This window comes from Sphingomonas sp. Marseille-Q8236 (assembly GCF_965112005.1).
Genome location: NZ_CBCOPO010000001.1, coordinates 2,161,614 through 2,174,388 on the forward strand (window position 1 = coordinate 2,161,614; position 12,775 = coordinate 2,174,388).

General features: G+C 69.0%; 11 protein-coding genes. 3 read left to right on the forward strand and 8 right to left on the reverse strand.

Annotated elements, in window-relative coordinates; genetic code table 11:
- Positions 1–56: 56 nt before the first annotated feature.
- Positions 57–1,802, reverse strand: coding sequence for an acetolactate synthase 3 large subunit (locus ACWPWT_RS10415; RefSeq protein WP_261270963.1), 1,746 nt, complete (start codon positions 1,800–1,802; stop codon positions 57–59).
- 85 nt (positions 1,803–1,887) lie between these two features.
- Positions 1,888–2,820, reverse strand: coding sequence for a tRNA (adenosine(37)-N6)-dimethylallyltransferase MiaA (gene miaA, locus ACWPWT_RS10420; protein WP_454279573.1), 933 nt, complete (start codon positions 2,818–2,820; stop codon positions 1,888–1,890).
- Here miaA and serB point away from each other — a divergent pair.
- Positions 2,819–3,703 (forward strand): phosphoserine phosphatase SerB, encoded by an 885-nt coding sequence (gene serB, locus ACWPWT_RS10425; protein ID WP_454279574.1) that lies wholly within the window; start codon positions 2,819–2,821, stop codon positions 3,701–3,703. The genes miaA and serB overlap by 2 nt on opposite strands.
- 79 nt (positions 3,704–3,782) lie before the next feature.
- On the opposite strand, the gene ACWPWT_RS10430 is transcribed toward serB, so the two are convergent.
- Positions 3,783–4,136: an SPOR domain-containing protein gene (locus ACWPWT_RS10430; RefSeq protein ID WP_454279575.1), complete on the reverse strand. Its 354-nt coding sequence runs from the start codon at positions 4,134–4,136 to the stop codon at positions 3,783–3,785.
- Positions 4,133–4,900 carry a tetratricopeptide repeat protein gene (locus ACWPWT_RS10435; protein ID WP_454279576.1) on the reverse strand — a complete coding sequence of 256 codons (768 nt, stop codon included), beginning with the start codon at positions 4,898–4,900 and terminating at the stop codon, positions 4,133–4,135. The genes ACWPWT_RS10430 and ACWPWT_RS10435 overlap by 4 nt, the downstream gene beginning before the upstream one ends.
- 179 nt (positions 4,901–5,079) lie before the next feature.
- Between ACWPWT_RS10435 and ACWPWT_RS10440 the strand changes: the two genes are divergently transcribed.
- Entirely contained in the window at positions 5,080–6,465 is a 1,386-nt protein-coding gene (locus tag ACWPWT_RS10440; RefSeq protein WP_454279577.1) for an SPOR domain-containing protein, read from the forward strand.
- A gap of 4 nt (positions 6,466–6,469) precedes the next feature.
- On the opposite strand, the gene ACWPWT_RS10445 is transcribed toward ACWPWT_RS10440, so the two are convergent.
- Both ACWPWT_RS10445 and ACWPWT_RS10450 read right to left on the reverse strand, forming a co-directional pair.
- Positions 6,470–7,657 (reverse strand): NAD(P)/FAD-dependent oxidoreductase, encoded by a 1,188-nt coding sequence (locus tag ACWPWT_RS10445; protein ID WP_454279578.1) that lies wholly within the window; start codon positions 7,655–7,657, stop codon positions 6,470–6,472.
- A gap of 86 nt (positions 7,658–7,743) precedes the next feature.
- Positions 7,744–8,205, reverse strand: a complete 462-nt coding sequence (locus ACWPWT_RS10450) for a GreA/GreB family elongation factor (RefSeq protein WP_454279579.1) — start codon at positions 8,203–8,205, stop codon at positions 7,744–7,746.
- Positions 8,206–8,423: 218 nt separating this feature from the next.
- On the opposite strand from ACWPWT_RS10450, the gene ACWPWT_RS10455 reads away from it, so the two are divergent.
- Complete coding sequence (locus tag ACWPWT_RS10455) at positions 8,424–10,163, forward strand: DEAD/DEAH box helicase (RefSeq protein WP_261270970.1); 1,740 nt, start codon at positions 8,424–8,426, stop codon at positions 10,161–10,163.
- A 156-nt stretch (positions 10,164–10,319) separates the two neighbouring features.
- On the opposite strand, the gene ACWPWT_RS10460 is transcribed toward ACWPWT_RS10455, so the two are convergent.
- Positions 10,320–11,537 carry a dihydroorotase gene (locus tag ACWPWT_RS10460; protein WP_454279580.1) on the reverse strand — a complete coding sequence of 406 codons (1,218 nt, stop codon included), beginning with the start codon at positions 11,535–11,537 and terminating at the stop codon, positions 10,320–10,322.
- On the reverse strand, positions 11,534–12,517 hold the full coding sequence (locus ACWPWT_RS10465) for an aspartate carbamoyltransferase catalytic subunit (RefSeq protein WP_454279581.1): 984 nt from the start codon (positions 12,515–12,517) through the stop codon (positions 11,534–11,536). Before ACWPWT_RS10465 ends, ACWPWT_RS10460 begins: the two co-directional genes overlap by 4 nt.
- Positions 12,518–12,775: the final 258 nt, after the last annotated feature.

Consider the following 12,775-nt stretch of genomic DNA (forward strand, 5'->3'; position numbering starts at 1 on the left):
CGGCCAAGGCCGGGGTCTTCCCTATCATGCTGTTCAGGCTATCGGCGAATGCCGGATCAGACGAGCGCCTTGGCCTCGTCGTCCATGGTGCCCGATACCTCATTGGCCTGCAGGATCATGTCGGTATGGGCCGCGCCGCTCGGGATCATCGGGAAGCAGTTGGCGAGCTTGGCGACGCGGCAGTCGACGACCACCGGCCCGTCATGGTCCAGCATCGCGGCGATGCCGTCCTCTAGCTGGTCGCGATGCTCGATGAGGATGCCCTTCCAGCCATAGGCCTCGCCCAGCTTCACGAAGTCGGGCAGCGAGTCCGAATAGCTTTCGGCATAGCGGCTCTCATAGGTCAGCTCCTGCCACTGGCGGACCATGCCCATATATTCGTTGTTCAGGATGAAGATCTTGACCGGCAGGCGATATTGCGTCGCCGTCGCCAGTTCCTGAATGTTCATCTGGATCGAGGCTTCGCCGGCGATGTCGATGACGAGCGCACCCGGATTACCGAGCTGCGCCCCGATCGCGGCGGGCAGGCCGTAACCCATGGTGCCCAGACCGCCCGAGGTGAGCCACTTATTAGGCTTTTCGAAGCCGAAATGCTGCGCGGCCCACATCTGGTGCTGGCCGACCTCGGTGGTGATGATCGGCTGGCGGGCCTGGGTCGCTTCGTACAGCGCACGGATCGCCCGCTGCGGCATGATCGCGTCGCCATTCTCCGGGAAGGAGAGGCAGCCGACCGCGCGCCAGCCCGCAATGCGGCGCTGCCACTCAGTGGTGTCGGGCTTGGGATGCTGGCGCGACTTCCAGATGCGCACCGCATCCTCCAGCGCATGGCCGACATCGGCGATGATCGCCAGGTCGACGCGGACATTCTTGTTCACGCTCGACCGGTCGATATCGACATGGACCTTGCGGCTGTTCGGGCTGAACGCGTCCAGACGGCCCGTCACGCGGTCGTCGAACCGGCTGCCCAGCGCGACCACCAGATCGGCCTGGTTCATCGCCATATTGGCTTCATAGGTGCCGTGCATGCCCAGCATGCCCAGCCATTGCGGGTCGCTCGCCGGGAAGGCCCCCAGGCCCATCAGGGTCGAAGTGACGGGCGCGCCGGTGATGCGGGCCAGTTCGCGCAGCAGCTGCGACGCGGCCGGACCCGAATTGATGATGCCGCCGCCGGTATAGAGGATCGGACGCTCGGCCGCCGCCAGCATGTCGACCAGCTGCTCGACCTGGGCTTGGTCGGCCTTCACCTGCGGGCGATAGGTCTTGTGACGGATCGGACCCGGCTTCTGATAGCGGGCGGTGGCGACCTGCACGTCCTTGGGGATGTCGATCACGACCGGACCGGGGCGGCCCGAGGTCGCGATGTGGAACGCCTCGTGCACCACCTCGCCCAGACGCGCGGGGTCCTTCACCAGATAATTGTGCTTGGAGCAATGGCGCGTGATGCCGACGGTGTCGGCTTCCTGGAACGCGTCGGTGCCGATCAGCGCGGTCGGCACCTGGCCGGTGATGACCACCATCGGGATCGAATCGAGCAGCGCGTCGGTGATGCCGGTGACCGCATTGGTCGCGCCGGGGCCGGAGGTGACGAGCACCACGCCGGGCTTGCCGGTCGAGCGGGCATAGCCCTCCGCCGCGTGCGTCGCCGCCTGTTCGTGGCGGACCAGAATGTGGCGGATGCGCTTCGATCGGAACATGGCGTCATAGATCGGCAGCACCGCGCCACCCGGATAGCCGAAGACGACCTCCACGCCGAGATCGCACAGCGCCTCGACCAGGATATCGGCTCCGCTCTTCTCGGTCATCGTCTTTGTCCTTCTGCGTCCGTGCCCACTGACGGGGCTTGTCGGGAAAGGCGCGGCTACAAGTTTAAAAAGTGCGCGTCAACCGTCAACGGCGCAATAAAGTTTCTATTATGTTGCGACGCACATCGGTGTCAGGGTCCGGAATCACGGTCCAGTCGGGCCCCGGCTGGTGGCGGAACCAGGTAAATTGCCTTTTTGCATAACGCCTTGTCGCCAGCGCGCCCGTCGCCTCCGCCTCGGCGCGGGTCATGCGGCCTTCGAGGAGCGCGGCGGCCTCCGGCACGCCGATCGCACGCCGGATCGGGGCGTCGGCGGGCAGGTCTGGGCGGGCGAGAAGCGCGGCGGCCTCGTCCAGCCCCTCGTCCAGCATTTCCCCGAAGCGTCGGTCGATGCGGGCGTTCAGCCAGTCCCGGTCAGGCAGCAGGATGACGGCGGACAGCGCGATGCGCTCGCCGATCCCGCCTTCCTTATGCGCCTGCCATGCGTGCAGCGGACGCCCCGTCGAGCGCACCACCTCCAGCGCGCGGGCGACGCGGGTGGTGTCTGCCGCATTGAGCCGGGCGGCGGCGGTCGGGTCCTCGCGGGACAGGGCGGCATGGGCGTCGGCGACGGGCAGCGCCCGGACCTCGGCGCGGATGGCGGGATCGATCTCGGCCACCGGCGCGATGCCGTCGAGCAGCGTGCGCATATAAAGGCCGGTGCCGCCGACCAGGATCGGCAGCGAACCCGCCGCCACGCAATCTTCGATCGCCCCACGCGCCTCCGCCGCCCAGCGTGCTGCCGAATAGCCGGTGTCCGCGCCGTCGACATGGCCGAACAGCCGGTGCGGCGCCTGCGCCATCTCTTCGGGGGAGGGGCGGGCGGTCAGGATAGAGAGGTCGCGGTACACCTGCGCCGAATCGGCATTGATGATCGTGCCGCCGGTCACCTTCGCCAGATCGAGCGCCAATGCGGACTTGCCGCTGGCGGTCGGCCCTGCGATGAGCGCGACCCTGGGTCGGTCAGAGGAGTTCGCCATGTTCATCGCCACGCTGATAGCAGCCAAGGGCCAACTGGCCGATCCGGATTTGTCGACCGCGCGGGAGAAACTGGAAGCGGCGGGTTGCATCGTCTCCGCCACCCGCTGGATCGATGCGGGCGTGGCCGCGGATCTCGACTTCACCGGCGATCCGCTGGCGGCGCGCGAGGCGCTGGAGGGGCGGTTCGATGCGACCGATGTGGTCGTACAGGCAGCCGAGGGTCGTGAGAAGCGCCTGCTGGTCGCCGACATGGACTCGACCATGATCACCGTCGAGTGCATCGACGAACTGGCCGATTATGCCGGGATTAAGGAGCAGGTCGCCGAGGTCACCGAACGCGCGATGCGCGGCGAGCTGGACTTCGCCGCCGCGCTCGACGCGCGGGTTGCGCTGCTGGAGGGCCTGGACGAGGCGGTCATCGAACGCTGCCTGGCCGAGCGGGTGACGCTGATGGCTGGGGCCCGGACGCTGATCCGCACGATGAAGGCTCGCGGCGGCCATGCCATCCTGGTGTCGGGCGGCTTTACCCGTTTCGCCGAGCCGGTCGCCGCCGAGATCGGCTTCGACCGCGCCATCGCCAATTATCTCGAGATCGCGCACGGCAAGCTGACCGGCACGGTGCGCAAGCCGATCGTCGGGTCGGATACCAAGGAAAAGACGCTGGTCGAGGCGCTGGCCGAACTGGGGCTGGATACATTGGCCAGCATGGCGGTGGGCGATGGCGCCAACGACCTGGCGATGATCCGTCGGGCCGGACTGGGCATCGCCTATCGCGCCAAGCCGATCGTCGCGGGCGCGGCGGCGGCGCGGGTCGATTATGGCGACCTGACCGCGCTTCTCTATGCGCAGGGTATCCCCAGCGCCGAGTGGGTTGCCGCCTGATCCGCGTCCGGCGGACGATCAGGGTGGGCCCGGATTCCTTCCCTGCGATGGGGAGGATCGGATGCCGGTCGGCCCTGGTTTACGGAACGACCACGACGCAGGGCTGGCCCGAACGGCTGCACGCCGCCTGTGCCTCGCCACGATTGGCATAGCCGCCCGCCTGCAACCGCGTGACCCCGCCCGCCGTGACGTAGAAGGGCTGCGCTCCGCCTAAGCGGGTGCGGACACGTTGCCACAGGATATTGGCATTCTCCCGGTCCCGGAACGCGCCGAGTTGGATACGCCATGCGCCCCCGGTCGTGCGGACAGGCGCGGCCTTAGCCGGCGCCTTGGCGACGACACGCGGGGGCGCGGCGCGCGCGGCGCGTGGGGTGGGGGTCGGTTCGATCGCCTCCAGCCTGTCCGGGCCGCGATCTTCGGTCGTGGTCTTCACGGACGTACCGGGCGCGGGATAGCTGGCCCCCGGCGTGGGGCGCGGGAGGGGGCAACGGGGACCGGCTGGATCGCCGGACGGGTGGTGGCCGATGCCGTGGCGGCCATGGCGGTGCCGGTTGAACGCGGGGGCTCGCCACCGACCATGACCCGTGTCGCACTGCCAGCGGGCGGGGCGGGGGTGGCGGCCAGCCTGGCGCCATATTGCTGGACGAGCGCGGTCCCCTGCTGCCGGTCGGCGGGGGTGATATACTGGTCCATCTGGGCAAGCGTCTCCGACGCGGCCTGCAACCCCGCCTGCGATGCCATCGTCATCAGCGCATAGGCGCGCGGATAGTCGCGCGGGACGCCGTCGCCGTTGAACAACATCGTGCCCAATACCAGTTCGGCACGCGGTTCGCCCCGCGCCACCGACTTTTCCAGCCAGGGCAAGGCCTCTGCCCGTTTGCCCGCCTGAAACAGCGCGAGCCCATAATTGTCGGCCGCCGGGATATGGCCCTGCGTCGCTGCCTTGCGGAACCAGCTTTCGGCCAGTGCCGGGTCGAGCGGGACGCCGCGACCCAGCTTATACGCCTGCGCCAGATTGAACTGCGCATCGGCTTCGCCCGCCACGGCGGGGCCGCGCCATTCGTCCACGGCCTTGCGATAATCGCCCCGCGCCCAGGCATCGACCCCGGCCTTTACATCGGCAAGGGCGGGGCTGGCGGTGAGGCAGGCGGCGATGGCGACCAAGCCTGCGCCGATGATCGGCAATCTGCGCATCATCCTTCGTCCTTCCCCGAATATGCTGTCTGTCATCCATGCCCCGGCCCCGGTCGCGGGTAAAGCGGTCGCGACCATTTAACATTTCCTTAGACGGTTAATGGATAGCATCTGCCCAATTTGGGGAGATGGGGGTCATGCGCGCTCGGCTTCCTCCTGCCTGCCATTATCGGATGACCATCATGACGACGTTCCGCACCCTCATCACCTGCAGCGTCGGCGCGCTGATCGTCGGCGGCGGCCTGGCGGGATGTACGGCAAGCGGACCCCGCACCGCGCGTCTGACCGAGGGAACGGGCGGTCCGCGCGCGACCGCTGCGCTGGCGGACCGGACCCGGCGCGTGCTGGCGCAGCATGACGGTATCGGTGCGGTGGCGCTGGCCGAGCGACTGGTGGCCGCCGATCCGCATCAGGCCGCCTATCGCGCGCTGCTGGGGCAAAGCTATCTTCGGGCGGGGCGCTTCGCCTCGGCGCGGCAGGCCTTTACCAATGCACTGCAACTCGACCCCGCTGATGGCAGGTCGGCGCTGAACCTGGCGCTGGCGATGATCGCGGGTGGCAATGGCGCGGGCGCGCGGGCCTTGCTGGCGGATCATGCCGCGCACATCCCGGCGGCCGATCTGGGGCTGGCCATGGCGCTGGCCGGGGCACCGGCGGATGGCGTGCGCATCCTGACCGCCGCCGCGCGCGAGCAGGGGGCGACGGTCAAGACCCGCCAGAATCTGGCGCTGTCACTGGCGCTGTCGGGCCAGTGGGACATGGCCCGCATGGCGGCGTCCGCCGATATGGCAACGGCCGAAGTCGAGACGCGGATGCAGGAGTGGGCGGGTTTCGCCGCCGCCACCAGTCCGGCGGATCAGGTCGCATCGCTGTTGGGGATCCAGCGGGCCTCCGATGGCGGCCAGCCGCTGGTGTTGGCGCTGAACGCCGCGCCATCCGCCGCCATGGTGCAGGACATGGTTCAAGCCCTGCCGCAGCCGGTTGCAGCCGCCGTCCCGACGGAAGTCACCCGGCAGCCCGATCGGCCCGCCGCCTCCGATCCGGCGGCGCACATCCTGTTCGCGGCCCGGCAGGAAGTCGTCCAGCCCTTGCCGATGGTTCTCGCACGGCCGGCTCGTGCGTCGGCGTCCGGCACGGTGCCGTCCCGTCGCGACGCAGGGGCCAAGGAGTACGCTGCCCAAGCGGTGCGGGTCGCGCAAATGGCCCCCGGCCTCGTCACCACGCCCGCGCTGCTGCGGCGCGCGGAGCAGCGTCGCGAGATGGCTCGTCCCAAGGGCGATTGGAATGTCCAGATCGGCGCATTCGGCAAAGAGGATGCCGCGCAAAAGGCCTGGGCGGAGATCACTCGCCGCTTCACCGGCCTGTCGAACTATGTCCCCCAGTCCGGGACGGTGCAGGGCGGCGGGGGGCATCTCTATCGCCTGTCGGTCGGCGGCCTAGTACGGGCGGAGGCCGATGCCTTGTGCCACCGCTATCGCGACGCGGGCGGCTCATGCTTCGTGCGGCGGCAGGCGGATGATCGCATGGCGCATTGGGCGCGGCCGGGCATGGGGCTGGCCGCGCTCTGACCGGTCAGACCGCCTCGCCGGCGGCGCGTCCGCTGGCCCAGGCCCATTGGAAGTTATAGCCGCCCAGCCAGCCGGTCACGTCCACAGCCTCGCCGACGAAGTGAAGGCCGGGCACCGCCTTGACCTCCATGGTGCGCGATGACAGCCCGGCCGTGGAGACGCCGCCGACCGTGACCTCGGCCTTGGCATAGCCTTCGCTGCCATTGGGATGGAAAGGCCAGTCCGCCAGCCGGGCCTGCGCCGCCATCAGCGCCTTGTCGGTCGCAGCGCCCAGTTCGGGCGGCAGCGCCAGCCGCTCGGCCAGCGTTTCCGCCAGCCGGTCGGGCAGATGTTGCCCCAAGGCGCGACGCAGCGATGCGCGCGGCGTCGCGCGCTTCGTCGAGATCAACCAGTCCGCCGCGCAATCGGGCAGGAAGTCGATCCCGATCGCTTCGCCGTGACGCCAATAGGAGGAAATCTGCAGGATCGCGGGACCTGACAGCCCGCGATGGGTGAACAGCGCCGCCTCGCGAAACCGGGTCTTGCCGGTCCGTGCGACGACCTCCGATGCGACGCCCGACAGCGAGCGGAACAGCGTCTCTTCGCCGCCCAGGGTCAGGGGGACGAGGGCGGGGCGCGGCTCGATGACCTTCAGCCCGAATTGCCGGGCGAGGTCATAGGCATAGCCGGTCGCGCCCATTTTCGGGATGCTGGGGCCGCCCGTCGCCACGATCAGCCTTGGGACCTCGTCCGTCTTTCCGCCATGGGCGACGCGAAAGACGGAGCCGTCATGCGCGACCGCCTCAACGCTCTTTCCGAGCGCGATGTCGACCAGACCGCCGTTGCGAACCGCCTTGTCGCATTCGTCGAGCAGCATCGCGACGATCTGCCGCGCCGATCCGTCGCAGAAGAGTTGGCCCAGGGTCTTTTCATGCCAGGCGATACCATGCGCCTCGACTAGCGCGAGGAAGTCGGCCGGGGTGTAGCGACCAAGCGCCGACTTGGCGAAATGCGGATTGGCCGACAGGAAGCGATCGGGCGCGGTGCCGATATTGGTGAAGTTACACCGACCGCCGCCCGAGATCAGGATCTTCTTGCCCGGCGCGTCGGCATGATCGAGCACCAACACCCGTCGCCCCCGTTGCCCGGCGGTCGCCGCCGCCATCAGGCCCGCCGCGCCCGCGCCCAGGATGATCACGTCATAATGTTGCATGATCGGGCTTTAGGGCGATTTGGCGAAGGGGGATAGGGCCGATGGTCCGGGCTGCCCTCCTGCGGGCAGGCCGGGATAGCAGGGGTTCAGGAGGTCGCCACGTCCAGGATTTCCACCGCGTCCGCCTTGCCCCCGAATGCCACTGTCTCCCCCGCCATCGCCCCCATCAGCGCACGGGCCAGCGGTGCGGCATAGGCGATGCGGTCATGCGCCGGATCGGCCTCGTCATGCCCGACGATGGTCAGCGATTTCGTCTGGCCGTTGAGACGGATCGTCACTGTGCTCCCGATCCCCACCTCATCTTCGGCAGGCGCGGGGGCGAGTTCGGCGGTGGCGGCGCGAGTGTTCCAGTACCGCAATTCGCGTTGGAGACGGGTGCGATCCTCCTCCGTCGCCGCTGCCGCGACGGCGGCCTCGACTTCGGCGACTTTCGCGCGGGTCAGTTCCAATCCGCGCGGCGTGACCAGATTGGGGCCGGGCGGGATCGGCAACTCGAACTTGGGTTCGAGATGCTCTTCATCGGATTCGCGGCGAAAGGCGACACTCATCGGGGATCAACGCAGCAGGGCATGGCGCGGCTCCATGGCGGCCCCATCGCTTTACCGCAAGCGCGCGATGGCCGGTTGAGTTTTCCGTCAATGGGTGTATAGGGTCCCGCTTTCACGGAACGCAAACATTCACCCGTGCCGCATGGGTGTATCCGCCAACCGAGTGGGATGGGTCCCTTGGTTCGGCGGTACGCGCTCCTTTTTCTGTTGGAGTCCCCATGCCTTTCTCTGCTTTGCCGCCGGTATTGTCGGCTGCTCTCTCCGCGCGTGGCTATACCGCGCCGACGCCCGTCCAGGCCGCCGTCATCGAGGCTGACGCCGCCGGTCGCGACCTGATCGTCTCCGCCCAGACCGGGTCGGGCAAGACCGTCGCTTTCGGCCTGGCGATGGCGAACGACCTGCTGGTCGATGGCGAGAACCTGCCCCATGCCGGTGCGCCGATGGCGCTGGTCATCGCGCCGACCCGCGAGCTGGCGCTGCAGGTCAGTCGCGAGCTGGAATGGCTCTATGCCGGTGCACGCGCGCGCATCGCCACCTGCGTCGGCGGCATGGATGCCTCGCGCGAGCGGCGGGCGCTGAACCACGGCGCGCATATCGTTGTCGGCACCCCCGGCCGTCTGCGCGACCATCTGGAGCGTGGGGCGCTCGACCTGTCCTCGCTCAAGGCGGTGGTGCTCGACGAGGCGGACGAGATGCTCGACATGGGCTTCCGCGAGGATCTGGAGCAGATCCTCGACGGCACGCCGTCCGAGCGTCGCACGCTGCTGTTCTCGGCCACTATGCCGCGCCCGATCGTCCAACTCGCCAAGCGTTATCAGAACAACGCCAAGCGGATCGAGACGATCAGCGAGGAAAAGGGCCATAGCGACATCGAATATCAGGCGGTGACGGTCGCGCCCGCCGATATCGAGGCGGCGGTGGTCAACCTGCTGCGCCTGCATGAGGCCGAGGTCGCGATCCTGTTCTGCGCCACGCGCGACAATGTCCGCCACCTGCATTCCAGCCTGGTCGAGCGCGGTTTCTCGGCGGTCGCGCTGTCGGGCGAGCATTCGCAGAACGAGCGCAACCATGCGCTCCAGGCGCTGCGCGACGGTCGCGCCCGTGTCTGCGTCGCGACCGACGTCGCGGCGCGCGGCATCGACCTTCCGGGCCTGACGCTGGTGATCCATGTCGAGATTCCCCGCGATGCCGAGGCGCTTCAGCACCGTTCGGGCCGCACCGGCCGCGCGGGCCGCAAGGGCACCGCGATCCTGATCGTCCCCTATCCGCGTCGCCGCCGGGTCGAGGGCATGCTGCGCGGCGCGCGGATCGATGCCCAGTGGCGGCGTGCGCCGACGCTGGAGGAAATCCGGGCGCAGGACCGCGAGCGCCTGCTGACCGCGCTGCTCGCGCCGGTCGAGGTGGACGAAGCCGATCGCGAACTGGCGACGCGCCTGCTCGCCGAGAAGTCGGCCGAGGACATCGCCGCCGCGCTGGTCCGCGCGCACCGCGCCGCGCTGCCCCAGGCCGAGGAACTGATCGAGGGCGATGCGCCCGCCCCGCGCGAGCGTCGCGAAGGCTTTGACGACACCGTCTGGTTCCGGATGAGCGTCGGGCGCAGCCAGAATGCCGATCCGCGCTGGCTCCTGCCGCTGATCTGCCGTCGCGGGCACATCACCCGCAACGAGATCGGCGCGATCCGCATCCAGCCCAACGAGACGCTGTTCGAGATCCCAGCCGCGCTGGCGTCGCGCTTCGTCGCCGCGCTGAAGCGGACCGAGGCGGATCATGCCGAGGACGATATCGCGATCGAGCAGGCCGACGGCCCGCCCGCCGGCGGTTCGGGTCATGGCGGTCCGCGTCGCGGCCCGGGCGGCAACCGTCCGATGGGCGGCCGTCCCGCGGGCGGCCCCGGCGGCCCGCGCCGCTACTCGCCGCGCCCCACCCAGGGCGGCCCGCGCGGTCCCCGTCGCGGCTAAGCCAGGCACGGTTCAGCAAAAAGCCCTCCCCGAGACGTCTCGGGGAGGGCTTTTTTTGTTCAACGTCGCCCCAGCGCAGGTTGGGGCCCTTCTCGGCTTTCGGGAAAGATTCGCCAGAGGCCCCAGCCTGCGCTCGGGCGACGGGCCTCGCGAAGTTTAGAGGATTTCCCGTCCCGCCTTCCACAGCCGCTGCGCGCGGCCCTGGACGGGGAAGCCGTCGAACGGCGTATTGCCCGCCGAGGCGAAGGCGTCGCCCGACACCATCCACGGCGTTTCCGCATCGAACAGCATCAGGTCGGCGGGCTTGCCTGGCTCCAGCGTGCCGGTGTCGAGGCCCAGCACCTTGGCCGGATTGGCGGCCAGCAGCGCGAACAGCCGGGGCAGGGTGATCCGCTCGTCGCGCACCAGCATCAGCGCCAGCGGCAACAGCGTCTCCGCCCCCGCCATGCCTGCCTCGGCATCGACGAAGGGCAGGCGCTTTGCCTCGGGGCCATGCGGGTCGTGGCCCGATCCGATGACGTCGACCGTCCCGTCCGCGACCGCCGCCAGCGCCGCCTGCCGGTCGCTTTCGTCGCGCAAAGGTGGCGAGAGGCGGGCGAAGGTGCGGAAATCGGTGATCGCGATGTCGGACAGGTGAAGGTGCGCGGGGGTGATCCCGCACGTCACCTTCACGCCCCGCCGCTTCGCCGCGCGGATCAGGTCGAAGCCCGCCGCCGTCGTCACCTGCCGGATGTGCAGCTTCGCGCCCGTCTCCTCGGCCAGCATCAGGTCGCGCGCAATGGCGAGCGACTCGGCGATGGCGGGGGCGGAGGGCAGGCCCAGGCGGCTCGCCGTCTCGCCCTCGGTCGCGACTGCGTCGGCGGCCAGGCCACCATCCTCGGCATGGGCGATGACGGTCAGGCCCAGATCGCCCGCATAGGCGAGCACCCGGTGCATCACGCCCGAATCGGCGATCCAGCCGCGCCCGGTGCCGACGGCCATCGCCCCTGCCGAGACGCACACGGCCATCTCGGCAAGGTCGGTGCCCGCCAGCGAACGGGTCGCCGCCGCGATGGGGTGGATCCACAGGTCCGGCCGCCCGATCAGCGCGGCACGCTGCACCACGCCCGGATCGTCGAGCACCGGCGACTGGTCGGGCATCAGGCCGATGCGCACGATCCCGCCCGCGCGGAAGGCGGCATTGTCGACCTTGAACACGCCCAGATCGACGATGCCGGGGGCGAGCATCTTGCCGCCGCAGTCGATGACGGTCGCGCCCTCGGGCACGTTTCCGGTGCCGGTGATGACGCCGTCCTCGACCAGCAAAGCCTGGCCCCGGGTTTCGCCGCCGACCGGGCAGACCAGCACAGCGTTGGTGAAGGCGGTGACGCTCATGCCCAGCCCTCCAGCTTGCGCGCCCGGCGGGTCAGCACGTCCAGGCACGCCATGCGCACCGCGACGCCCATTGCCACCTGTTCGGTGATCGCCGATTGCGGGCCATCCGCGACCTCCGAGTCGATCTCAACCCCCCGGTTCATCGGGCCGGGGTGCATGACCAGTGCGCCGGGCTTGGCGCGCTTGAGGCGTTCAGGCGTAAGGCCGTAGCGCAGGCGATATTCGCGGGTGGAGGGGATATAGCCGCCTGCCATCCGCTCGTTCTGGACGCGCAGCATCATGACCACGTCCGCATCCTCGATGGCTTCGTCGAAATCGGTGAAGGGAGTGACGAACATGCGTTCGATCCCCTTGGGCATCAGCGTGGAGGGCGCACACACCCGCACCTCGGCCGCCAGCGCGGTCAGGGCGAGGATGTCCGAGCGCGCGACCCGGCTGTGCAATATGTCGCCGCAGATCACGACCTTCTGTCCGGCGACGCCGCCCCGGCGGCGACGGATGGTCAGCATGTCGAGCAGCGCTTGCGTCGGATGCTCGTGCCGCCCGTCGCCTGCGTTCAGCACCGGGCAGTCGACCTTGTCGGCGATCAGGCGGACGGCTCCGCTCGCCATGTGGCGGATGACGATGACATCGGCGCGCATCGCGTTCAGCGTCATCGCCGTGTCGATCAGCGTCTCGCCCTTCTTCACGCTCGACTGGGCGGCGTGCATGTTGACCACGTCCGCGCCCAGGCGCTTCCCCGCGATCTCGAAGGACAGCAACGTCCGGGTCGAGTTCTCGAAAAAGGCGTTGATCTGGGTGAGGCCCGCCAGCCTTGTGTCGGGCGTGTCGGTCGCGCCGCGATCGAGCCAATGTTCCGCCTCGTCGAGCAGGAACATGATCTCATGCGGTTGAAGGCCGTCGATTCCGGTCAGATGCCGGTGCGGGAAAACGGCGCCACCCTGAATGAGCGTGCCGGGGCGATGATCCGAGGTGTGCATTAAAGCCGCCGGGTAGCGAGCGGCGGCGCGATGGGCAAGCGGGCAGTTGGTCCCGACCCCGATAATCCGGGGCCGGGACGCGACCATCGGCGTCAGAATGCGCCCGACAGGGTGATGAAGCCCATGCGCGGCGGCTGGGCATAGCTGTTCCAGGTCGTGGACGCGGCCCCCACGACCAGTTCGTAAATGCCCTTGCGGTTGGTCACGTTGGTGACGTTGACCGACAGCTTCAGGTCCTTGACCCCGAACCCGTCGATC

Coding starts and splice junctions, on each gene's coding strand:
- ACWPWT_RS10450 (WP_454279579.1), bottom strand. CDS start 8,205: ATGAGTGTCGCCTTTCGCCGCGAATCCGATGAAGAGCATCTCGAACCC.
- ACWPWT_RS10455 (WP_261270970.1), top strand. CDS start 8,424: ATGCCTTTCTCTGCTTTGCCGCCGGTATTGTCGGCTGCTCTCTCCGCG.
- ACWPWT_RS10460 (WP_454279580.1), bottom strand. CDS start 11,537: ATGAGCGTCACCGCCTTCACCAACGCTGTGCTGGTCTGCCCGGTCGGC.
- serB (WP_454279574.1), top strand. CDS start 2,819: ATGTTCATCGCCACGCTGATAGCAGCCAAGGGCCAACTGGCCGATCCG.
- ACWPWT_RS10415 (WP_261270963.1), bottom strand. CDS start 1,802: ATGACCGAGAAGAGCGGAGCCGATATCCTGGTCGAGGCGCTGTGCGAT.
- ACWPWT_RS10435 (WP_454279576.1), bottom strand. CDS start 4,900: ATGATGCGCAGATTGCCGATCATCGGCGCAGGCTTGGTCGCCATCGCC.
- ACWPWT_RS10445 (WP_454279578.1), bottom strand. CDS start 7,657: ATGCAACATTATGACGTGATCATCCTGGGCGCGGGCGCGGCGGGCCTG.
- ACWPWT_RS10440 (WP_454279577.1), top strand. CDS start 5,080: ATGACGACGTTCCGCACCCTCATCACCTGCAGCGTCGGCGCGCTGATC.
- ACWPWT_RS10465 (WP_454279581.1), bottom strand. CDS start 12,517: ATGCACACCTCGGATCATCGCCCCGGCACGCTCATTCAGGGTGGCGCC.
- miaA (WP_454279573.1), bottom strand. CDS start 2,820: ATGGCGAACTCCTCTGACCGACCCAGGGTCGCGCTCATCGCAGGGCCG.